This is a genomic window from Pseudomonas oryziphila, assembly GCF_003940825.1.
Taxonomy (GTDB): domain Bacteria; phylum Pseudomonadota; class Gammaproteobacteria; order Pseudomonadales; family Pseudomonadaceae; genus Aquipseudomonas; species Aquipseudomonas sichuanensis.
The window spans coordinates 4,872,007-4,893,053 of the sequence record NZ_CP034338.1; the positions used below are offsets into that span (position 1 = coordinate 4,872,007).

The 21,047-nt window shown below is 65.2% G+C and carries 19 protein-coding genes; 7 read left to right on the plus strand and 12 right to left on the minus strand.

Annotated features, from left to right (window positions below; translation table 11 throughout):
• The 4 genes from EJA05_RS22830 to pmbA form a co-directional block, all read right to left on the minus strand.
• Positions 1-462 (minus strand): hypothetical protein, encoded by a 462-nt coding sequence (locus EJA05_RS22830; protein WP_125860092.1) that lies wholly within the window; start codon positions 460-462, stop codon positions 1-3.
• A 25-nt stretch (positions 463-487) separates the two neighbouring features.
• The gene (locus EJA05_RS22835; RefSeq protein WP_125860094.1) at positions 488-1,864 is read right to left on the minus strand and encodes a class II fumarate hydratase; all 1,377 of its coding nucleotides are present in this window, start codon (positions 1,862-1,864) and stop codon (positions 488-490) included.
• Entirely contained in the window at positions 1,857-2,258 is a 402-nt protein-coding gene (locus tag EJA05_RS22840; RefSeq protein WP_125860096.1) for a FagA protein, read from the minus strand. The genes EJA05_RS22835 and EJA05_RS22840 overlap by 8 nt, the downstream gene beginning before the upstream one ends.
• A gap of 146 nt (positions 2,259-2,404) precedes the next feature.
• Positions 2,405-3,751 (minus strand): metalloprotease PmbA, encoded by a 1,347-nt coding sequence (gene pmbA / locus EJA05_RS22845; RefSeq protein ID WP_125860098.1) that lies wholly within the window; start codon positions 3,749-3,751, stop codon positions 2,405-2,407.
• A gap of 109 nt (positions 3,752-3,860) precedes the next feature.
• Here pmbA and yjgA point away from each other — a divergent pair, with 109 nt between their 5' ends.
• Positions 3,861-4,382 (plus strand): ribosome biogenesis factor YjgA, encoded by a 522-nt coding sequence (gene yjgA / locus EJA05_RS22850; protein WP_125860100.1) that lies wholly within the window; start codon positions 3,861-3,863, stop codon positions 4,380-4,382.
• Positions 4,383-4,444: 62 nt separating this feature from the next.
• Here the strand turns inward: yjgA and tldD are convergent, their stop codons facing one another.
• The 8 genes from tldD to mreB form a co-directional block, all read right to left on the minus strand.
• Positions 4,445-5,884 carry a metalloprotease TldD gene (gene tldD / locus EJA05_RS22855; protein WP_125860102.1) on the minus strand — a complete coding sequence of 480 codons (1,440 nt, stop codon included), beginning with the start codon at positions 5,882-5,884 and terminating at the stop codon, positions 4,445-4,447.
• A 2-nt stretch (positions 5,885-5,886) separates the two neighbouring features.
• Entirely contained in the window at positions 5,887-6,738 is an 852-nt protein-coding gene (locus EJA05_RS22860) for a carbon-nitrogen hydrolase family protein (RefSeq protein ID WP_125465351.1), read from the minus strand.
• 13 nt (positions 6,739-6,751) lie between these two features.
• Positions 6,752-10,561, minus strand: a complete 3,810-nt coding sequence (locus EJA05_RS22865) for a YhdP family protein (RefSeq protein ID WP_125860103.1) — start codon at positions 10,559-10,561, stop codon at positions 6,752-6,754.
• A gap of 88 nt (positions 10,562-10,649) precedes the next feature.
• Positions 10,650-12,107: a ribonuclease G gene (gene rng, locus EJA05_RS22870; RefSeq protein WP_125465353.1), complete on the minus strand. Its 1,458-nt coding sequence runs from the start codon at positions 12,105-12,107 to the stop codon at positions 10,650-10,652.
• Positions 12,108-12,160: 53 nt separating this feature from the next.
• Positions 12,161-12,760 (minus strand): Maf family protein, encoded by a 600-nt coding sequence (locus tag EJA05_RS22875; protein ID WP_125465354.1) that lies wholly within the window; start codon positions 12,758-12,760, stop codon positions 12,161-12,163.
• Positions 12,761-12,792: 32 nt separating this feature from the next.
• Entirely contained in the window at positions 12,793-13,281 is a 489-nt protein-coding gene (gene mreD / locus EJA05_RS22880) for a rod shape-determining protein MreD (protein WP_125465355.1), read from the minus strand.
• A complete protein-coding gene (gene mreC / locus EJA05_RS22885) occupies positions 13,281-14,267 on the minus strand; it encodes a rod shape-determining protein MreC (RefSeq protein ID WP_374045899.1) in 987 nt (328 codons plus the stop codon). Before mreC ends, mreD begins: the two co-directional genes overlap by 1 nt.
• A gap of 215 nt (positions 14,268-14,482) precedes the next feature.
• Positions 14,483-15,520, minus strand: coding sequence for a rod shape-determining protein MreB (gene mreB / locus EJA05_RS22890; RefSeq protein WP_003255163.1), 1,038 nt, complete (start codon positions 15,518-15,520; stop codon positions 14,483-14,485).
• A 208-nt stretch (positions 15,521-15,728) separates the two neighbouring features.
• On the opposite strand from mreB, the gene gatC reads away from it, so the two are divergent.
• From gatC to EJA05_RS22920, 6 genes are all read left to right on the plus strand, one after another.
• Positions 15,729-16,016 carry an Asp-tRNA(Asn)/Glu-tRNA(Gln) amidotransferase subunit GatC gene (gatC, locus tag EJA05_RS22895; protein WP_110993452.1) on the plus strand — a complete coding sequence of 96 codons (288 nt, stop codon included), beginning with the start codon at positions 15,729-15,731 and terminating at the stop codon, positions 16,014-16,016.
• Positions 16,017-16,031: 15 nt separating this feature from the next.
• Positions 16,032-17,483, plus strand: coding sequence for an Asp-tRNA(Asn)/Glu-tRNA(Gln) amidotransferase subunit GatA (gatA, locus tag EJA05_RS22900; RefSeq protein WP_125465357.1), 1,452 nt, complete (start codon positions 16,032-16,034; stop codon positions 17,481-17,483).
• Between the two features lie 11 nt (positions 17,484-17,494).
• Positions 17,495-18,940 (plus strand): Asp-tRNA(Asn)/Glu-tRNA(Gln) amidotransferase subunit GatB, encoded by a 1,446-nt coding sequence (gatB, locus tag EJA05_RS22905; RefSeq protein ID WP_125465358.1) that lies wholly within the window; start codon positions 17,495-17,497, stop codon positions 18,938-18,940.
• A gap of 129 nt (positions 18,941-19,069) precedes the next feature.
• The gene (locus EJA05_RS22910; protein ID WP_125860105.1) at positions 19,070-19,444 is read left to right on the plus strand and encodes a septal ring lytic transglycosylase RlpA family protein; all 375 of its coding nucleotides are present in this window, start codon (positions 19,070-19,072) and stop codon (positions 19,442-19,444) included.
• A gap of 61 nt (positions 19,445-19,505) precedes the next feature.
• Positions 19,506-20,549, plus strand: a complete 1,044-nt coding sequence (locus EJA05_RS22915; RefSeq protein ID WP_125860107.1) for a calcium/sodium antiporter — start codon at positions 19,506-19,508, stop codon at positions 20,547-20,549.
• A gap of 10 nt (positions 20,550-20,559) precedes the next feature.
• Positions 20,560-20,934 carry a carboxymuconolactone decarboxylase family protein gene (locus EJA05_RS22920; RefSeq protein WP_125465361.1) on the plus strand — a complete coding sequence of 125 codons (375 nt, stop codon included), beginning with the start codon at positions 20,560-20,562 and terminating at the stop codon, positions 20,932-20,934.
• Positions 20,935-21,047: the final 113 nt, after the last annotated feature.

Genomic DNA, 21,047 nt, shown 5'->3' on the forward strand with positions numbered 1-21,047 from the left:
TCAGTGGATTCCATGAGCAGATGTACGAAGCGTGAGGTCCGCTTGTGCGACCAGTTCACTGGCAGCCGGCGCCTGGCGATTGAGCAGGCGCTCGGTGCGCGGGTACTGGCCATAGTCGGCGATGAAACTCAGCAACTCGGTGTAGGTGCGTGCGCTGTGGCGCAGCGCGGCATCGCGCAACGCCTGGGGCAGACGTTGCTCCTGGCTGGCCTGGAGCAATGCCTGGTGCGCAGCGCACAGGTAGTCGGCGCTTTCGTGCGGCTGGTTCAGCCGCAGGTGTAGGTCGGCCAGGTTGTGATGGGCGACGACCAGCGCGGCCACCGCCTCATCGACGTCATGCCAGCGCTCGAACAGCACCTGGGCCAAGGCCAGCGCTTGCAGGTAGTGTTCCCGGGCATCGACCAGCTCGCCCTGGTCGAACAGGCGATTGGCGTTTTGCGTGGTGCGTCTCCAGTGCTGCATGACGTGCCTCCTGGGCAGCCTTGGCTCAGATGCCGCCGGCGGTGAGTTTTTCCGGATCCAGCAGCGCTTCGAGCTGGTCGCGGGACAGGTCGGTGTGCTCCAGCGCCACGTCGATGACCGGGCGCCCCTGCTTGTAGGCGGTCTTGGCGATTTCGGCAGCCTTGAGGTAACCGATGATCGGGTTCAACGCGGTGACCAGGATCGGGTTGCGCGACAACGCTTCCTTGAGCTTGCCTTCGTTGACCTTGAAGGTCGCGATAGCCTTGTCGGCCAACAGGCGGCTGACGTTGGCCATCAGTTCGATGCTTTCCAGCAGGTTGCGGGCGATCACCGGCAGCATCACGTTGAGCTCGAAGTTGCCCGACTGCCCCGCCACGGCGATGGTGGCGTCGTTGCCGATCACCTGGGCTGCAACCATCGCGGTAGCCTCCGGGATCACCGGGTTGACCTTGCCCGGCATGATCGACGAACCCGGCTGCAGGCCCTGCAGTTCGATTTCACCGAGGCCGGCCAGCGGGCCGGAGTTCATCCAGCGCAGGTCGTTGGCGATCTTCATCAGCGCCACCGCGGTGGTCTTGAGCTGGCCGGACAACGCCACGGCGGTGTCCTGGGAGCCGATCAGAGCGAACAGGTTCTGGCCTGGGGTGAACTCGACCTTGGTCAGGCCACTGAGCTGGCGAGCGAAGCCAGCCGCGAACTGCGGATGGGCATTGATCCCGGTGCCGACCGCGGTGCCACCCTGGGCCAGCGCCTGCACGCTTGGCAGCGTGGCCTCGACATGGGCCTGGGCGCCTTTGATCTGCGCCGCCCAACCATCGAGCACCTGGCTCATGCGCACCGGCATGGCATCCATCAGGTGGGTGCGGCCGGTCTTGACGTACTTGTGCACTTCGACGGCTTTGCTCTCGATCACCTGCGTCAGGTGACGCAAGGCCGGCAGCAACTGCTCATGCAGGGCCAGGGCGGCGCTGACGTGGATGGTGGTGGGGATGATGTCGTTGCTGCTCTGGCCGCAATTGACGTGGTCGTTGGCATTGACCTGCTCGCCAAGCACGCGGCTGGCCAGGGTGGCGATCACCTCGTTGGCGTTCATGTTCGAACTGGTGCCGGAGCCGGTCTGGAACACATCGACCGGGAAGTGCTGGATGAAATCCTCGGCCAGCAGTTGCTCCACGGCCTTGACGATTGCCCCGCCCTGCTCCGGGCTCAGTTGCTGCAGTTCGACGTTGGCCTTGGCCGCGGCCGCCTTGGCCAGCAGCAGGGCGCGGATGAACTGGGCCGGCATCGGCTTGCCGCTGACCGGGAAGTTGTCGACCGCGCGCTGGGTCTGGGCGCCGTACAGGGCCTGGGCCGGCACCTGCAGTTCACCCATGCTGTCACGCTCGATACGGGTATCACTCATCTTCAAGTCCTTGCATCAGTTCTTCGGGAGAAATCGACGGCAACAGCACACAGGTGGCCAGTTGCATCGCAAAGGGTTGCCAGCGCTCGTTGTGCGCCTGGCGATCGAGGTTGCGCAGGTCGAGCAACGGGCGCCATGCCTGGTCGAGGCACAGGCAGCGCCAGTGCCAGGGCAGCATGCGGTCGCAGGCGGTATCCAGCAGCAGGCGGAAAGAGGTCATTGCCACCGTCCAGGGCGAGGTCTCGGTGCAGCACACCAGGTAACGGCCTTCGGCCAGGTAGTGCTCGATCAGGCGTGGCTCGTCAGGCGCCAGGGCGCAACGAATACGCCGGCTGAGCCAGCGCCAGTTTTCCAGGTAGGGCAGTTCGTGGAGGACGGTTTTCATGAAGATCATCGCCGGGTGACTGGGTAATGATATTCATTATTAATTGATAAATAGAATCAATTCAAGCTAACCAAAAGGCAAATAAAAACCCGGCGCGATGGCCGGGTCGGGGTACAGAGGATGCTGACAGCGTGGGAGCGGCGCAGGCTTTTGAGTCAGCTACCCGCCACCGTCATCCGCTCGATCAATACCGAGCCACTGTGGATATTGCTACGGGTTTCGATATCGCTGCCAATCGCCACAATTTGCTGGAACATGTCTTTCATATTGCCGGCGATGGTCACTTCCTGCACCGCATGCTGGATCTCGCCGTTCTCGACCCAGAAGCCCGCCGCACCACGGGAATAGTCGCCGGTGACCATGTTCAGGCCATGCCCCATCAGCTCGGTCACCAGCAGGCCGCGCCCCATGCGCCGGATCAACGCCGCCTGGTCCTCGACCCCATGGGTGACGAACAGGTTGTGCACACCGCCGGAGTTGGCGGTGCTCGGCAGCCCCAGCTTGCGCCCGGAATAAGTACCGAGGATGTAGGAGACCAGCTCACCCTTGTCGACGAACGGCTTGGCGTAAGTGGCCAGGCCATCACCGTCGAACGAGGCACTGCCCAGCGCTCGCGGAATGTGCGGGCGCTCGTCCAGGGTCAGCCAGGTAGGGAACAGGCGCTGGCCAAGAGTACCTTCGAGGAACGACGACTTGCGGTACAGGTTGCCACCGGAGATCGCCGACAGGAAGCTGCCGAACAGGCCGCCTGCCAGCTCGGCGCTGAACAGCACCGGCACTTCGCAGGTCGGCACCGGTCGGGCCCCCAGGCGGCTGGCGGCGCGCTGGGCGGCCCGCACGCCAATGCTGCTCGGGTCGGCCAGCAAATGGCCCTGCCGATTGACGTCGTACCAGTAGTCACGCTGCATCTGCCCGTCGCCCTCGGCGATCATCACGCAGCTCAGGCTGTGGCGGGTGGAGGCGTAGCCGCCGATAAAGCCATGGCTGTTACCGTACACCCGCACACCTTGGTGGGTATTGAGCGTGGTGCCATCGGCATTGAGAATGCGCTTGTCGGCATCGAAGGCGGCAGCCTCGCAGGCCAACGCCATCTCGATGGCCTTCTCCGGCTCGATGTCCCAATCGTGGTACAGATCGAGGTCGGGCAACTCCCGGGCCATCAGCGCCGCATCGGCCAGGCCCGAGCATTCGTCTTCGGAAGTATGCTTGGCGATGGCCAGTGCCGCCGCGACGGTCTCACGGATCGCCTCAGGGCCGCTGGCCGAGGTGCTGGCCGAGCCCTTGCGCTGGCCAACGTAGAGGGTGATGCCGAAGCCCTGGTCGCGGTTGAACTCGACGGTCTCGACTTCGCGCTGGCGCACGCTGGTGGACAGGCCCTGCTCCAGCGACACCGCCACTTCGCAGGCGCTGGCACCCTGGCGGCGCGCTTCGGCGACGATCGCTTCGACCTGTTCCTGCAACGCCGGCAGGTCCTTGGGGCCTACGCTCTGGACTGCACTCATGGTTCTCTCCACTGAAAATTCTGCGTACGGCTTGGGTCATTCTACGACCGGGCCGGACAAGCGGCCCCCGACTGGTTATCATGGCGGCGATTTCTTGCGGACGGCCCCCATGGTTGATTCTTACGACGACGCCTTCGATGGCGAAAAAAGCAAAACCCAGATCAAGCGCGAGCTGCATGCGCTGGTCGAACTCGGTGAGCGCCTCACCACCCTCAAGGTCGACACCCTGGCGCGCCTGCCGCTGACCGACGAGCTGCGCAAGGCGCTGGCCGAGGCCAGCAAGCACGTAGCGCACGGTGCCCGTAAACGCCACATGTCGTTCGTCGGCAAGTTGATGCGCGTGCAGGACCTGGACGCCATCCATGCCGTGCTCGACCAGATCGACAGCTCGACCCGTCAGTACAACGAGCGCTTCCACAACCTGGAGCGCTGGCGCGACCGCCTGATCGACGGCAACGACGAGGACCTCGAGCGCTTCGTCAACGAGTACCCCGACACCGACCGCCAGCAACTGCGCTCGCTGATCCGTCATGCCCAGCACGAGAAGGCGCGGAACAAGCCGCCTGCTGCCATGCGTAAAGTGTTCAAGTACATCCGCGAGCTCGACGAGTCCCAGCGCGGCCTGCGCTGAGCCCATCGCGGGGCAAGCCCGCTCCCACAAACGTGGGAGCGGGCCTGCCCCGCGATCGTTCATCAAGCGCCCGTACCGCCCACGGTAATGGCGTCCAGCTTCAGGGTCGGCTGGCCCACTCCCACCGGCACCGACTGCCCATCCTTCCCGCACGTCCCCACGCCGCTGTCCAGTGCCAGGTCATTGCCGACCATCGACACCCGGCTCATCGCCTCCGGGCCATTGCCGATCAGCGTGGCGCCCTTGACCGGCGCGGTGATCTTGCCGTCCTCGATCAGGTAGGCCTCGCTGGTGGAGAACACGAACTTGCCGCTGGTGATGTCCACCTGGCCACCGCCGAGGTTGGCGCAATAGATGCCCTTCTTCACCGAGGCGATGATCTCCTGCGGGTCGCTGTCGCCAGCACGCATGTAGGTGTTGGTCATGCGCGGCATCGGCAGGTGGGCGTAGGATTCGCGACGGCCGTTACCGGTCACCGCCATGCCCATCAGGCGGGCGTTTAGCTTGTCCTGCATGTAGCCCTTGAGGATGCCGTTCTCGATCAGCGTGGTGCACTCGGTCGGGGTGCCTTCGTCATCGACGCTCAGCGAACCGCGGCGCCCTTCCAGGGTGCCGTCGTCGACGATGGTGCACAGGCTCGACGCCACTTTCTCGCCGATGCGCCCGCTGAACGCCGAGCTGCCCTTGCGGTTGAAGTCGCCTTCCAGGCCATGGCCGACCGCTTCATGCAGCAGCACGCCGGACCAGCCCGAGCCGAGCACCACCGGCAGGGTACCGGCCGGAGCAGGGATCGCTTCAAGGTTGACCAGCGCCTGGCGCAGCGCTTCGCGGGCATAGCCCATCACCCGATCTTCGGTGAAATAGCGGTAGTCGGTACGCCCGCCACCGCCCTGCCCGCCGCGCTCGCGACGGCCGTTCTGCTCGACGATCACGCTGACGTTGAAACGCACCAGCGGCCGAATGTCGGCAGCCAGACTGCCGTCGGCGGCGGCAATCAGAATGCGCTCCCACACCCCGGCCATGCTCACGCTGACTTGCTGGATCCGCGGATCGAGCGCACGGGTGGCGGCGTCGACGCGCTTGAGCAACTCGACCTTCTCGGCACGGCTGAGCACGTCCAGAGGGTTGTCCGGTGCGTACAGCGCGGTCACGTCCTGGCTGCGGAAGGCCTGCACCGTGCCGTTCTGCCCGGCGCGGGAGATCGAGCGGGCGGCGCGGGCGGCCGAGGTCAGGGCTTCAAGGTTGATCGCGTTGCTGTAGGCAAAGCCGGTTTTCTCACCGGACTGGGCACGCACGCCCACGCCTTGGTCGAGGTTGAAGCTGCCTTCTTTGACGATGCCATCTTCCAGCGCCCAGGTTTCCGAAATCTGGCCCTGGAAATACAGGTCTGCCGCGTCGATACCGGGGCCCGCCAACTCGCCGAGCACCGTCTGCAAGCTGTCGAGGGTCAATCCGCCCGGGGCCAGGAGCTGCTCACTGACGGTGGATAACATCTGGCTCATAGTCACTCCGAGGTCTGCGCAGGCCGCAAAGCGTCCTGCGGGAAAAAGCGCCGGTGGGTAACCACCGGCATGCGCGCCCGGATGGACGCCTGTTCTTCGCTGTCGCGCGTGGCCAGCAAGACTGCTTCGCCACGCGCCTGTTGCGCGACGATCCGCCCCCAAGGGTCGACGATCGCCGCCTGGCCGTGGGTTTCCCGCGGCCCTGGATGCATGCCGCCCTGGGCGGCGGCCAGTACATAGCACTGGGTCTCGATGGCCCGCGCGCGGATCAGCACTTCCCAGTGCGCCGCGCCGGTCACTGCGGTGAACGCCGCCGGTGCACTGATCAGCTCGGCACCGGCAGCGCGCAGGGCGCTGTACAGCTCTGGAAAGCGCAGGTCGTAGCACACCGACAAGCCCAGGCGCCCCACTGGCGTATCGGCGACCACCACCTGGCTGCCATGGGCGTAGTCATCCGACTCGCGGTAGCGGCCACGGTTGTCGGCCACATCCACGTCGAACAGGTGCAGCTTGTCGTAGCGCGCGGCGATCTCGCCGTGCTCATCGATCAGCAGCGAGCAGGCGTGGGACTTTGCCTCAGGCTGGCCGACCGGTGGCAGCGGCAGCGTGCCGGCGACAATCCATAACTTGAGGTCGCGGGCCGTGCGTTTCAACCACGGCAGGATCGGCCCCTCGCCCAGGGCCTCGGCCCGCCCGATGGCGGCAGCGTCGCGCCGGCCCATGGCCGCGAAATTCTCCGGCAGCACCGCCAGCCGCGCACCGCCGGCAGCGGCCTGCTCGAGCAGCGCAGTGGCACGTTGCAGGTTGGCCAGCACATCGTCCTGGCTGACCATCTGGATCACTGCTGACGTCATCGCAACCCCGGGCTTATTTATCAAAAGGTTTCACAAAGGTGATTTTAGGCTCTTTCACCGGCCCCTCGACGCGGTAATGCACGCTGGCAAAACGCGCCACACGGTCGCCGATCAGGCGGTCGACCAGGAACAGTGCCCCACCCACTGCCGGCGCACCGATGATCAGCGCGGCGAGCGGCAGGTTGTTGGTCACCGGCAGCGTCACCATCAGGTTGGCGTCGACCCGATCGCGCGCCAGATCCAGGGTGCCATCGAGCTCAAAGTTGCTCGACGGGCCGGTGACGGTGATCGGTTCGCGGGTCACGTACACGCCCTCGCTCGCCACCAGCAGGCCTTTCACCCGGTCGTAGGCCAGGCCTTTGCTGAACAGGTCGGAGAAGTCCAGGCGCAAGCGTCGGCCAATCGAGTTGAAGTTGAGCAGGCCGAACACCCGCAGGGCCTGGGCGCTGCCTTCGACCTCGACGAACTGACCGGTACGCAGCGCCGCGTCGAGGCTGCCCGAATAGCGATTGAGGCTCACCCAGGCAGGCGAACCCGGCCAGCGGCCGTCCACGTCCATGCGGAAGTCGCGGCTGGTGACGGTGGGCGCAAAGCCCCAGGCCTTGAGCACATCGGCGAGGTTCTTGCCGTCCAGGCGGCCCTTGTACCAGCTCGAGGTGCTGCCCGCTTCACCTTCCCAACCGCCACTGCCATCGATGTGCAGGCCCTTGAGGTCCAGATCGACGTCGCTGAGGGCGATACCACGGGGGGTCTGGCGTACTTTCAGGGTTGCACTGCCGAACAGGTCGTCGCCTCGGTACAGCTTGTCGATGGTCAGGTCCAGCGGTGGCACGTTGCGCGGATCGACGCTGGCCAACGGGTCCGGAGCGTTCTCCGGCGCGGTCACGTTCGGATCGGCGGGCGGCAGGCGCAGCGATGGCAAGCGGATGGTGAGCGGCACACCCTTGGCATCGGGAATACGTGCATTGCCAATGACTTCCTTGCTGTCCAGGCGCAGGTCCCAGGCTGGGCCGCTGCGCGCCAGGCGCACCACGGCCTGGTTGAGGTCCATGCCGAAAGCCTTGAGCTGGCCAATGCTCAGGTCGACGCCTTGCAGGTTCTGCCGGGCACTGCCGCCTGGGTCCTGGCCGGCCAGGCTCGACATCTGTGCCTGCCAGGGGGCCAGGTCCAGTGTTTCGAGGTGTCCGCGGACCCGCAAGCCCTGGCCGCCGGGCAGGTTGGCCTCACCGCTGCCCAGCAGCAGTTCGCCACGGCCCTGGCCAAGCTTGTCGGCGGGCGCGGCATAGGCAAAGCGGGCCAGGTCTGCATAAGCTGCGTCGATGCGCCGCTCCAGGCCTTGCAAGGTCAGGCTGAAGCGGCTGTCGCGGATATCCGAGGCCGCCTTGCCGAATGGCGCCGGCAGGTCGATGGTCAGGCCCTTGAGCGAAGAGTTGACGGTCAGCCGGTTATCGCGGCTGCCCAGCAGCAATTGCAACTGGTAGGGCAGCTCACCCGAAACGGGCAGCGTCTGCTGGAACTGCAGCCAGTCGGTCAGCGCCTTCAGGCCCACCTGACCATTGGCGGTGATGCGGCTCTGGATCTGCCCGTCCTTGCCTTCGGCGGCAATCTGCGCCGTGACCGGCTTGCCGAACGCCTGCAGAACAATGTCCTTGCCGCTCAGCCCCTTGTCGTAATCGAAGCTGAAATCACCTTTGAGGCGGCTCAGTTCCAGGGTTGGCGGCGCCACCTTGAGCGTGGCGTTCGCGGTTGCAAAGTCCACCAGCACCTTGGGCCGCTGGCCATGTTCCAGGGGAATGTCCAGCTTGACCTTGCCCTTGAGCGGCCCCTCGCCTTCCCAGCCGGCGAAGATCGCCCCCGTGCCGATGGGGGCTTCCTTGAGAATCTTCAGGCCGTCGCCGAGGCTGCCGTCGAAATCGCCATCCAGGTAAAGGTGGCTGTGCTGCCCCGCGTCGACATGCGGAATGTTGACGCGGACATCACTGACCTGGGTGTCGAGCAGCATGCCACTGCGGGCATTGACGCGAACACCGCTGTCTTCGATGAATACTTCGCCGTCCACCTGCTGCACCTGCGGCCAGCCCGGCTGGAAGTCCAATGCCGCGTCATGCACCTTGAAGAACAGGCTGATGTCGCGGGCATGTGGCGGCGCGCCATGGTTGAGCGAGCCCTGGTACTGGAAGTAGCCCTCGTCGACGTTGCCCTTGACGATGGCACTGCGCAGCCATTCGTCGAGCGCCGGGCTGAGCACCTCGGGCAGGTATTTGGCGGTGTAGCGGCCGTCGCCCTCGGTCATGCCGACACGCAGGTCCATGTAGTCTTCGCGGCCCTCTTCGAACAGCAGCCGGATCAGGAAGTCAGCCGCGATCTTGCCCTCTTCGCCCAGCACCTTGATGTAGGGGGCGATCAGCGTGAAGCCTTCCTTGTCGAGCGTCCAGGTCAGGCGGGCGTTGGCTTTCTGGTAATGCCAGGGTTTGGCGAAGATCGGGTACAAGTGCAGCATGAACGCCTCGGTATCCAGGCGCAGCTCGCCCTGGCCCAGGTCGCCGCTGATGGCGCCGCTGACATTACCGGCCGCAGGCGCTCCGTGGTAGGCATCGAAGCCAACCTTCTCCAGGTTGGCGGCGAACTGCACGCGCTGGTCGCCTTCGGCCTTGGGGCGGATGTCCAGGCGCACATTGCGCAAGGCGCCCGTGACCTTGAGGGCGTCGACCACGGCCTTGAGGTTGTCCGGCAGCGGCGCCAGGGCGTCGATCAATGGGGTCAGGGGCGTCAGCTCGAGGCGATCGGCCTGGACCTGCCAGGACTCCTCGGCCGGCGTCTGCCCCGTGCGCTGCGCCACTTGCAGGTGAGATTCCCAGCGGGTCTTGCCGATGCTCGCGGCAAGCGAGTCCACGGCCACATCGAAACCTTCGCTGCGGCGCTGGAACCAGGCCGACAACGCCACGTTGTCGAGGGCGACCGCTTTACGCTCGCTGTAGGCGCCCTTGAGTTGCGGTGCATTCAGGCGCACCACGGCGCTTTGCAGCTGGCCTTGGCTCCAGTCGACCCAGAACTCGCCGCCGGCCCGCAGGGTATCGGCTTGCCACTGGCCCAGCAGGCGCGGCGGCAGCCAGCGCGCCCAGTCACTCTGCGGCAGGCTGAGGTAGGCTTCCACCTGGCCATCGCGCCAGGCCCTGGCCGTGGCCCGGCTGCGCAGGCTGACGGCCAGCGGCTGGCCATCGGGCAAGGTGGCGCGCAGGTCCAGGCTCTGGCGCGAGGCACCGGCCTGCAGGCCGAGGCTGACATAGGTGAGGGTAAGGGGCTCGCGCTGCCACGGGTGCAAGGTGACCTGGCTGTCGAACAGGTCGACCCGGCCCAACTGGCGCAGGCGCTTGAGGGCATCTGCCAGGTCGAGCGGCGCATCATCCTTGTGCGGCAAGCCTTCCAGGGCCCAGGCGCCCTGCTCGTTTTCACGCAGGATCAACTGCAGGCCACCGAGCTGGATGCGCGCCAGGCGCACTTCGCGCGCCTTGAGGCTGGCCCACAGGTCCGGCACCAGCTTGACGTCGTCCAGGCGCAGCGCGGCGGCGCCTTCGCCCAGTTGCAGATCGCGCACCCGCAGGACCGGGGCCAGGCCGCTCCAGCGGCCTTCCAGCGCCCCCACATGCACAGGCAGGCCCAAGGCCTGTTCGGCCTTGAGCTCAGCGTCTGCACGGTATTCGGCGACCAGCGGTATCAGTTGCCGACCGAGGCTGACGTAAAGCGCCACCAGCACCGCCAGCAGGGCGCAAATTGCCAACCCCCAGCGGGTCAAGGCGCTCAGAACGCGGGTCAGACGCTCCATGGCCAAGGCCCTCCAAGTCGTCCACTAACTATGGCCGCTGAATAGCGCTTTGCCAGCCCGTCCCTGGGGCAGATAGGTTCAGTGACGGTCAGAGCAGCACCACATCATATTGTTCCTGGGAATACATGGACTCGACCTGGAAGCGGATGGTTCGCCCAATGAAAGTCTCAAGTTCGGCGACGTTACCCGACTCTTCGTCCAGCAGCCGGTCGACCACCTTCTGGTTGGCCAGTACCCGATAGCCCTCTGCCTGGTAGGCACGGGCTTCGCGAAGGATCTCACGGAAGATCTCGTAGCAAATGGTCTCGGGCGTCTTCAGTTTGCCGCGCCCCTGGCAGGCGGCACACGGCTCGCACAGCACCTGTTCGAGGCTCTCGCGGGTGCGCTTGCGGGTCATCTGCACCAGGCCCAGCTCGGTGATGCCGATGATGTTGGTCTTGGCATGATCGCGCTCCAACTGCTTCTCCAGCGTGCGCAGCACCTGGCGTTGGTGCTCTTCGTCTTCCATGTCGATGAAGTCGATGATGATGATCCCGCCGATGTTGCGCAGGCGCAGTTGCCGGGCAATGGCCGTGGCCGCTTCCAGGTTGGTCTTGAAAATGGTCTCTTCAAGGTTGCGATGGCCGACGAACGCACCGGTGTTGACGTCGATGGTGGTCATCGCCTCCGCCGGGTCGACCACCAGGTAGCCGCCTGACTTGAGCGGCACCTTGCGGTCCAGGGCACGCTGGATTTCGTCCTCCACGCCATACAGGTCGAAGATCGGCCGCTCGCCCGGGTAGTGCTCAAGGCGATCGGCGATTTCCGGCATCAGTTCGCCGACGAACTGCGTGGTCTTCTGGAAAGTTTCCCGTGAGTCGATGCGGATCTTCTCGATCTTGGCGTTGACCAGGTCGCGCAGCGTTCGCAGCGCCAGGCCCAGGTCTTCATAGATCACGGTAGGGGCGCCACAGGTCTTGATCTGCGAGCCAATCTGCTCCCACAAGCGGCGCAGGTAGCGGATGTCCTGGAGAATATCCTCGGCACGCGCGCCCTCGGCGGCGGTGCGCAGGATGAACCCGCCGGCGTCCTTCATCTCTTCCTGGGCCATGCAGTCGGTGACCACCTGCTTGAGGCGATCACGCTCGGCTTCTTCCTCGATTTTCAGAGAGATGCCGACATGGCTGCTGCGCGGCATGTACACCAGGTAGCGCGAGGGGATCGACAACTGGGTGGTGAGGCGCGCGCCCTTGGTACCGATGGGGTCCTTGGTCACCTGCACCACCAGTGCCTGCCCTTCATGCACCAGCGCAGTGATGGTCTCTACCGCCGACCCTTCGCGCAGCGAGATCTCCGAGGCATGAATGAACGCCGCACGCTCAAGGCCGATATCGACGAACGCTGCCTGCATGCCCGGCAACACCCTGACCACCTTGCCTTTATAGATGTTGCCGACGATGCCGCGGCGCTGGGTGCGCTCTACGTGCACCTCCTGCAGGACACCGTTCTCCACCACTGCCACGCGTGATTCCATCGGGGTGATGTTGATCAGAATCTCTTCACTCATGGCAGGCTCTCGTCAAGGTTTTCGGTAATGATGGATCGCTGCGGGATGGCTGGCTAGCGCGCTGTCGAACCCTCTTGCGGCTGCCAGACAGCAACGGCGAATTGCTCCAGCAGCTCGGCGGTCTCGCTCAAGGGCAGGCCGACCACGGCCGAATAGCTGCCCTCGATGCCGCTGACGAACACCGCGCCCAAGCCCTGGATGGCATAGCCACCGGCCTTGTCCAGCGGTTCGCCGCTGGCCCAGTAGCGCAGGGCTTCTTCGAAGGAGATGGCGCGAAAGCGCACCGTGGTGCTGACGCAGCGGCTGATGCTGCGCCGGCCGTCGGTCAGCGCCACCGCGGTGAGCACCTGGTGCTCGCGCTTGGACAGGTCGCCGAGCATCGCCAGGAAGTGTTCGCGGTCTTCTGGCTTGCCGAGGATTTCGTCATCGAGCACCACCGTGGTGTCCGCGCCCAGCACCACGCCGTTGCCGTCGGTGTGGGCGAAACCGGCCACCGCCTTGGCCTGGGCCAGGCGCTCGACATAGGCTGCCGGGGCTTCGCCGGGCAACGGGGTTTCATCGATGGGGGCACTGACGACAGTGAACGGCACGCCGATCTGGGTCAGCAGTTCACGACGACGCGGCGAACCGGAGGCCAGGTAAAGTTGAGGCATGTGGACATCTCCCTGTCAGTGGTGGCGCAGCGTCAATGAATGTGCAAGCGCACGCGCAAGCCGCGCAGGGCGAAGCTGACCCACGGCCAGAGCAAGGCACTGATCACCGCCGACCAGACCAACGCCAGCGTTGGCAGGCGGTTGCCGGTCAGGGCGCTGAGCCACAGCTGGATCAGTTGGGCGATACCGAAGATCACCAGGATCACCAGGCTCTGCTGCCACATGGGGAACATGCGCAGGCGCTGCTGCAGCGACAGCACGAGGAAAGTGATGAGGGTAAGGATGAGTGCGTTCTGCCCCAGCAAAGTGCCGTACAGCACATCTTCCGCCAGGCCCAGCACGAAGGCGGTGGTCATGCCGACCTTGGTGGGCACCGTGAGGGTCCAGAACGCCAGCAGCAACGCCAGCCACATGGGCCGGAACACTTCCATGAACTGCGGCATCGGCGAGACGCTGAGCAACAGGCCGATGGCAAAGGTCAGCCAGATGGCCCAGCCGTTTCTGCTACGGGTGCTGGCCATTATTGCCTCCGGGGTTGAGCGGGCGCTGCGGCCGGGTGGGCCGGGGCCGTGACGTTTGCGGCAGGTGCCGGAGCTGCGGCGGGTGCGGCAGGCTGCGCGGCGTTGGCCGCGGCTGGCGTTGCCGGGGCTGCAGGTGCCTGGCCATGCCCGGCCCCCTGGCGGTCGGCTTCTTCCTGGGCAATCGCCGCTTCCGTTGCACGCTCTTCCGGGGTCCGCCGGTCGCTGAACACCAGCAGCATGTAGCGGCTGCGGTTGAGCGCGGCGGTCGGGATGGCGCGGACGATGGCGAATGGCTGGCCGGAATCGTGGATCACTTCGTTGACCGTGGCCACCGGGTAGCCGGCCGGGAAGCGTTGGCCCATGCCGGAGCTGACCAGCAGGTCGCCTTCCTTGACGTCGGCAGTGTCGGCTACGTGGCGCAGTTCCAGGCGCTCCGGGTTGCCGGTGCCGCTGGCGATGGCGCGCAGGCCGTTGCGGTTGACCTGCACCGGAATGCTGTGGGTGGTATCGGTGAGCAGCAGCACCCGCGAGGTGTACGGCATCAGCTCGACCACCTGGCCCATCAGGCCACGGGCATCGAGCACCGGCTGGCCGAGGAACACGCCGTCGCGCTCGCCCTTGTTGATCAGGATGCGGTGGGTGAACGGGTTGGGATCGACACCGATCAGCTCGGCAACCTCGACCTTCTCGTTGACCAGCGCCGAGGAATTGAGCAGCTCACGCAGGCGCACGTTCTGCTCGGTCAAGGCCGCCAGCTTTTGCAGGCGCCCTTGCAGCAGCAAGGCTTCGGTCTTGAGTTTCTCGTTTTCGGCGATCAGCTCGGTGCGGCTGCCGAACTGGCCAGCCACACCCTGCCACATGCGCTGCGGCAGGTCGGTGATCCAGTAGGACTCCATCAACACCAGGCCCATCTGGCTGCGCACGGGCTTGAGCAGGTCGAAACGCGAGTCGACCACCATCAGTGCGATCGACATCACCACCAGCACGAGCAGGCGTACGCCCAGCGAGGGGCCTTTGGAGAAAAGCGGTTTAATGGGCCGTTCCTCGCGGACGACTCAGGAAGTCACTGAACATGGGGCAACGCACCGGCCTGCTTGCGGATTGACGGAAAACGACGCCCTCACGGGCGCCAACCCAGCGCATACAGGTAGCACTGCGCGTGCTACCTGTAAACCGGGTGATGAAACGGCAGCGTCAGGGCTCACTCGCTGGAGAGCAGGTCCATCGCGTGCTTGTCCATCATTTCCAGGGCGCGGCCGCCGCCACGGGCGACGCAGGTCAGCGGGTCTTCGGCGACGATCACCGGCAGGCCGGTTTCCTGGGCCAGCAGCTTGTCCAGGTCACGCAGCAGCGCGCCACCACCGGTCAGCACCAGGCCGCGCTCGGCGATGTCCGAGGCCAGCTCAGGCGGCGATTGCTCCAGGGCGCTCTTGACCGCCTGGACGATAGTCGCCAGCGACTCTTGCAGAGCTTCAAGCACTTCGTTGGAGTTCAAGGTGAAGGCACGTGGAACGCCCTCGGCCAGATTACGGCCACGGACGTCGACTTCGCGCACTTCGCCGCCCGGGTAGGCGGTGCCGATTTCCTGCTTGATGCGCTCGGCGGTGGACTCGCCGATCAGGCTGCCGTAGTTACGGCGCACGTAGGTGACGATGGCTTCGTCGAAGCGGTCGCCGCCAACACGCACGGACTCGGCATAAACCACGCCGTTGAGCGAGATCAGCGCGATTTCGGTGGTACCACCACCAATATCGACGACCATCGAACCGCGGGCTTCTTCGACCGGCAGGCCGGCACCGATGGCAGCGGCCATCGGCTCTTCGATCAGGAACACTTCACGGGCACCGGCACCCAGGGCCGACTCGCGAATGGCGCGACGCTCTACCTGGGTCGACTTGCACGGCACGCAGATCAGCACGCGAGGGCTGGGCTGCAGGAAGCTGTTTTCGTGAACCTTGTTGATGAAATACTGCAACATTTTTTCACAAACGCTGAAGTCGGCGATCACGCCATCTTTCATCGGACGAATGGCCGCGATGTTGCCGGGCGTACGGCCCAGCATGCGCTTGGCTTCGGTACCGACAGCGACGACGCTTTTCTGGTTGCCGTGGGTACGGATGGCAACAACCGAGGGCTCATTCAGGACGATACCGCGCTCACGCACGTAAATAAGGGTGTTGGCAGTACCCAGGTCGATAGACAGATCGCTGGAAAACATGCCACGCAGTTTCTTGAACATGGGAAAGTGACCCTGGGGAAAGCGTGGGTAAAAAAGTGCGGCAAACTCTAACAATGGCAGGGATTTTGGGCAAGGAGCCAATATGTTAAATTGGCTGTTTTTCCGAGCATGCCTACCGATGATCGCGGCCCTTTGACCGCCAGAATCCTGACATGTTCCTCATTTTGTTAGCGGACAATTCCGTTCATCGTTCCCCCTGGAGATCCCCATGGCGCTGCAACGCTCCGACGTGGAAAAGATCGCCCATCTGGCCCGCTTGGGCCTGAATGAAGGCGAGCTGCCACGCATTACCGACGCCTTGAACAGCATTCTCGGGCTGGTCGACCAGATGCAAGCCGTCGACACCACAGGCATCGAACCCCTCGCCCACCCGCTGGAAACCACCCAGCGCCTGCGTCCCGACCAGGTCACCGAGAGCAATCAGCGCGACCAGTATCAAGCCGTCGCCCCGTCGACCGAGAACGGTCTGTACCTGGTTCCGAAAGTCATCGATTAAGGGATAGCGCCTGCCATGCATCAATTCACTCTGGCCGAGATCGCCCGCGGCCTCGCTGACAAGTCGTTCTCTTCGGCAGAACTGACCGGCGCGCTGCTGTCGCGCATCAAGCAGCTTGACCCACAGCTCAACAGCTTCATCACCGTCACCGAAGAGCAGGCCCTGGAGCAGGCGCGCGCCGCCGACGCCCGCCGCGCCGCCGGTGAAACCGGTGCGCTGCTGGGCGCGCCGATCGCCCACAAGGACCTGTTCTGCACCAACGGCACCCGCACCAGCTGCGGCTCGAAGATGCTCGACAACTTCACCGCCCCGTATGACGCCACCGTGGTCGCCAAGCTGGCCGCAGCCGGCATGGTCACCCTGGGCAAGACCAACATGGACGAGTTCGCCATGGGCTCGGCCAACGAGTCCAGCCACTACGGCGCGGTGAAGAACCCGTGGAACCTGGAACACGTGCCTGGCGGTTCGTCCGGCGGCTCGGCCGCGGCCGTGGCCGCGCGCCTGCTGCCGGCCACCACCGGTACCGACACCGGCGGTTCGATCCGCCAACCGGCGGCCTTCACCAACTTGACGGGCCTCAAGCCGACCTACGGCCGTGTTTCGCGCTGGGGCATGATTGCCTATGCCTCCAGCCTCGACCAGGGCGGCCCGCTGGCCCGTACCGCTGAAGACTGCGCCCTGCTGCTGCAAGGCATGGCCGGTTTCGACGCCAAGGACTCGACCTCGGTCGACGAGCCAGTGCCAGACTTCAGCGCCAGCCTGAACGGCTCGCTGCAAGGCCTGCGCATCGGCGTGCCGAAGGAATACTTCGGTGCCGGCCTCGACCCGCGCATCGCCGAACTGGTGCATGCCAGCGTCAAGGAGCTGGAAAAGCTCGGCGCCGTGGTCAAGCAAATCAGCCTGCCGAACATGCAGCACGCCATCCCGGCCTACTACGTGATCGCCCCGGCGGAAGCTTCCTCCAACCTGTCGCGTTTCGACGGCGTGCGCTTCGGCTACCGCTGCGAAAACCCCAAAGACCTCACCGACCTGTACAAGCGCTCGCGCGGTGAAGGCTTCGGCGTCGAAGTGCAGCGCCGAATCATGGTCGGCACCTACGCCCTGTCGGCCGGCTACTACGATGCCTACTACGTCAAGGCGCAGCAGATCCGCCGCCTGATCAAGAACGACTTCGTGGCCGCCTTCCACGACGTCGACGTGATCCTCGGCCCGACCACGCCAAACCCGGCCTGGAAGCTCGGCGCCAAGAGCAGCGACCCGGTCGCCGCCTACCTGGAAGACGTCTACACCATCACCGCCAACCTGGCGGGCCTGCCGGGCCTGTCGATGCCGGCCGGCTTCGTCGATGGCCTGCCGGTGGGCGTGCAGCTGCTGGCCCCGTATTTCCAGGAAGGCCGCCTGCTCAACATCGCGCACCGTTACCAGCAAGTCACCGACTGGCACACCCGCGCCCCCAACGGCTTCTGAGGAATTCACACATGCAATGGGAAGTTGTGATCGGGCTGGAAATTCATACCCAGCTCGCCACCCAGTCGAAGATTTTCTCCGGCAGCGCCACCACCTTCGGTTCCGAGCCGAACACCCAGGCCAGCCTGGTCGATCTGGGCATGCCCGGCGTACTGCCGGTGCTCAACCAGGAAGCCGTGCGCATGGCGTGCATGTTCGGCCTGGCGATCGATGCCGAAATCGGCCCGCGCAACGTGTTCGCGCGCAAGAACTACTTCTACCCTGACCTGCCCAAGGGCTACCAGATCAGCCAGATGGACCTGCCGATCGTCGGCAAGGGCCACCTGGACATCGCTCTGGAAGACGGCACCGTCAAGCGCATTGGCGTGACCCGCGCGCACCTTGAAGAAGACGCCGGCAAAAGCCTGCACGAAGACTTCAACGGCGCCACCGGCATCGACCTGAACCGCGCTGGCACGCCGCTGCTGGAGATCGTCTCCGAGCCGGACATGCGCAGCGCCAAAGAGGCCGTGGCCTACGTCAAGGCGATCCATGCCCTGGTGCGTTACCTGGGCATCTGCGACGGCAACATGGCCGAAGGCTCGCTGCGCTGCGACTGCAACGTGTCGATCCGCCCGAAAGGCCAGGCCGAGTTCGGCACCCGCTGCGAGATCAAGAACGTCAACTCGTTCCGCTTCATCGAGCGCGCGATCAACAGCGAAATCCAGCGCCAGATCGACCTGATCGAGGACGGCGGCAAGGTGGTGCAGGAAACCCGCCTGTACGACCCGAACAAGGATGAGACCCGCTCCATGCGCAGCAAGGAGGAAGCCAACGACTACCGTTACTTCCCCGACCCGGACCTGCTGCCGGTGGTCATCGAGCCCGCGTTCCTCGACAGCGTGCGCGCCGGCCTGCCGGAGCTGCCACCGCAGAAAGTCGAACGCTTCCAGAGCCAGTACGGCCTGTCGGCCTACGACGCCAACGTGCTGGCCTCCAGCCGCGAACAGGCCGACTACTTCGAACAGGTGGTGAAGATCGGCGGCGACGCCAAGCTGGCCGCCAACTGGGTCATGGTCGAGCTGGGCAGCCTGCTGAACAAGCTGGGCCTGGAGATCGATCAGTCGCCGGTCAGCGCCGAGCAACTGGGCGGCATGCTGCTGCGCATCCGTGACAACACCATCAGCGGCAAGATTGCCAAGACCGTGTTCGAGGCCATGGCCGCTGGCGAAGGCGATGCCGACAGCATCATCGAAAGCAAAGGCCTGAAGCAGGTCACCGACACCGGCGCGATCGACAAGATGCTCGACGAGATGCTCGCCGCCAACGCCGACCAGGTCGAACAGTACCGCGCCGCTGACGAAGCCAAGCGCGGCAAGATGTTCGGCTTCTTCGTCGGCCAGGCGATGAAGGCCTCGAAAGGTAAGGCCAACCCGGGACAAGTGAACCAATTGCTCAAGTCCAAGCTCGAAGGGTGACCTGAAAGCGCGGCGAGGGCTTCGCCCTCGTTCGCGGGTAAACCCGCTCCCACAGGACAGCGACATACCTGTGGGAGCGGGTTTACCCGCGAAGGGCCGCACAGCGGCCCCAATGGCGGAGCTTCCAAATTGCAGAAATATTTCCTCACCAGCCTCACCCTCTTCGCCCTGCTGGCCGGCTGCGCCAGCCACGACATCGACCCACGCGGTTACAACGAAACCGGCACCGCCTCCTACTACGGCAGCCGCCACCACGGCAAACGCACCGCCAGTGGCGAACCGTTCAACCAGCATGGCCTCACCGCCGCCCACCGCAGCCTGCCCTTCGGCAGCCGGGTGCTGGTGACCAACCTCGCCAACCAGCGCAGCGTGGTGGTACGCATCAACGACCGCGGCCCGCACACACGCGGCCGGCTGATCGACCTGTCACGCGCCGCAGCAGAAAAAATCGGCATGCTCCGTAGCGGAACGGCGCGAGTCCGGGTACAAGGTCTGAGCGATTGACCTGACTGGAGCCCTCGCCATTTTCGACCTGGCCACCCTCCCCACCTTCAGCCTGCTGCAACTGGGCCTGGGCCTGCTGTTGCTGATCCTCGGCGCCGAGCTGCTGGTGCGCGCGGCGCTGCGCCTGGCCACCCGCCTGCATGTTCGCCCGCTGATCATCGGCCTGAGCCTGGTGGCGTTCGGCAGTACCGCGCCGCAACTCACCGTCAGCCTGCAGGCTGCCTATCAAGGCGCGCCTGATGTGGCGGTGGGCAGCGTGATCGGCAGCAATATCTTCAACGTGCTGGTGATTCTCGGCCTGGCCGCGCTGATCATTCCGCTGCGCGTGTCGCGCCAGCTGGTGCGCCTGGACATTCCCTTGATGATCGCCGCCAGCGGCCTGGTCTATCTGCTGGCCGGCAATGGCCAGCTGGGGCGCTTCGAAGGTGCGCTGTTGCTGCTCGGCCTGCTCGGCTACCTGCTGATGCTCCGGCACCAGTCACGCCACCATGCGCGCACCTACCCGGCAGCGAATACGCCGGTCACAGGCGCCGGACGCTTCTGGAGCGGCGTATTGCTGCAGGTGTTCCTGGGCCTCGGCCTGCTGAGCCTGGCCGGGCACCTGCTGCTGCAGGCCGCCGTCGAGGTCGCCACCGACCTCGGGCTCTCCGAACGGGTCATCGGCCTGACCGTGGTCGCGGTGTGCACTTCGTTGCCGGAGTTGGCCGCCGCCCTGATCGCCGCGCTGCGCGGCGAACGCGAGGTGGCCGTGGGCACGGTAATCGGCAGCAACCTGTTCAACCTGCTGGCGGTGCTGGGGCTGACCGCCGTGGTTGCACCCGAGCCGCTGTCGATCTCGCCCAACGCCCTGGATTTCGACCTGCCGGTGATGCTCGGGGTCGCGGCGCTGTGCCTGCCGGTGTTCTATTCGGGCTTTCGGGTGACCCGCGCCGAGGGCTTGGTGTTCCTCTGCCTGTACCTGGCCTACGGCCTGCACGTGGTGACGTTCACCACCGGGCTGCCCCTGGCCGGGCGCCTGGAAAACCTGATGCTGTTCTACGTTCTGCCAGCGCTCGGCGTCGTGCTGCTGTATACGACGGTGCGCGCCTGGCGCCGCCAACACTAAGGAAAACAACATGGCTGACACGAAACAGACCGGCGAAAGCATTCGCCGCCAGGTGATGGGCGATGCCTTCGTCGACCGCGCCCTGGGCAATGCGACCGCGTTCACCCAACCGCTGCAGGACTTCGTCAACGAACATGCCTGGGGCAGCGTCTGGGCCCGCGACGGCCTGCCACTGAAGACCCGCAGCCTGATCACCCTGGCAACGCTGACCGCGCTCAAGTGCCCGCAAGAGCTCAAGGGGCATGTGCGCGGGGCGTTGAACAATGGCTGTACGGTGGAGGAGATTCGCGAGGCGTTGCTGCATTGCGCCGTGTATGCCGGCGTACCGGCGGCGATCGATGCGTTCCGGGCGGCGCAGGAAGTGATCGACAGCTACCAGAACTGAGAGCTCACAAACCTCTTCGCGGGTAAACCCGCTCCCACAGGTACTGTGCATTCCCTGGGATGGCACAGCACCTGTGGGAGCGGGTTTACCCGCGAAGAAGCCAACGCGAAAAC

What these genes read in the sequence shown, in the direction of transcription:
- EJA05_RS22830 (WP_125860092.1), bottom strand. Translation starts at nt 462, where the DNA reads ATGCAGCACTGGAGACGCACCACGCAAAACGCCAATCGCCTGTTCGAC.
- EJA05_RS22835 (WP_125860094.1), bottom strand. Translation starts at nt 1,864, where the DNA reads ATGAGTGATACCCGTATCGAGCGTGACAGCATGGGTGAACTGCAGGTG.
- EJA05_RS22840 (WP_125860096.1), bottom strand. Translation starts at nt 2,258, where the DNA reads ATGATCTTCATGAAAACCGTCCTCCACGAACTGCCCTACCTGGAAAAC.
- pmbA (WP_125860098.1), bottom strand. Translation starts at nt 3,751, where the DNA reads ATGAGTGCAGTCCAGAGCGTAGGCCCCAAGGACCTGCCGGCGTTGCAG.
- yjgA (WP_125860100.1), top strand. Translation starts at nt 3,861, where the DNA reads ATGGTTGATTCTTACGACGACGCCTTCGATGGCGAAAAAAGCAAAACC.
- tldD (WP_125860102.1), bottom strand. Translation starts at nt 5,884, where the DNA reads ATGAGCCAGATGTTATCCACCGTCAGTGAGCAGCTCCTGGCCCCGGGC.
- EJA05_RS22860 (WP_125465351.1), bottom strand. Translation starts at nt 6,738, where the DNA reads ATGACGTCAGCAGTGATCCAGATGGTCAGCCAGGACGATGTGCTGGCC.
- EJA05_RS22865 (WP_125860103.1), bottom strand. Translation starts at nt 10,561, where the DNA reads ATGGAGCGTCTGACCCGCGTTCTGAGCGCCTTGACCCGCTGGGGGTTG.
- rng (WP_125465353.1), bottom strand. Translation starts at nt 12,107, where the DNA reads ATGAGTGAAGAGATTCTGATCAACATCACCCCGATGGAATCACGCGTG.
- EJA05_RS22875 (WP_125465354.1), bottom strand. Translation starts at nt 12,760, where the DNA reads ATGCCTCAACTTTACCTGGCCTCCGGTTCGCCGCGTCGTCGTGAACTG.
- mreD (WP_125465355.1), bottom strand. Translation starts at nt 13,281, where the DNA reads ATGGCCAGCACCCGTAGCAGAAACGGCTGGGCCATCTGGCTGACCTTT.
- mreB (WP_003255163.1), bottom strand. Translation starts at nt 15,520, where the DNA reads ATGTTCAAGAAACTGCGTGGCATGTTTTCCAGCGATCTGTCTATCGAC.
- gatC (WP_110993452.1), top strand. Translation starts at nt 15,729, where the DNA reads ATGGCGCTGCAACGCTCCGACGTGGAAAAGATCGCCCATCTGGCCCGC.
- gatA (WP_125465357.1), top strand. Translation starts at nt 16,032, where the DNA reads ATGCATCAATTCACTCTGGCCGAGATCGCCCGCGGCCTCGCTGACAAG.
- gatB (WP_125465358.1), top strand. Translation starts at nt 17,495, where the DNA reads ATGCAATGGGAAGTTGTGATCGGGCTGGAAATTCATACCCAGCTCGCC.
- EJA05_RS22920 (WP_125465361.1), top strand. Translation starts at nt 20,560, where the DNA reads ATGGCTGACACGAAACAGACCGGCGAAAGCATTCGCCGCCAGGTGATG.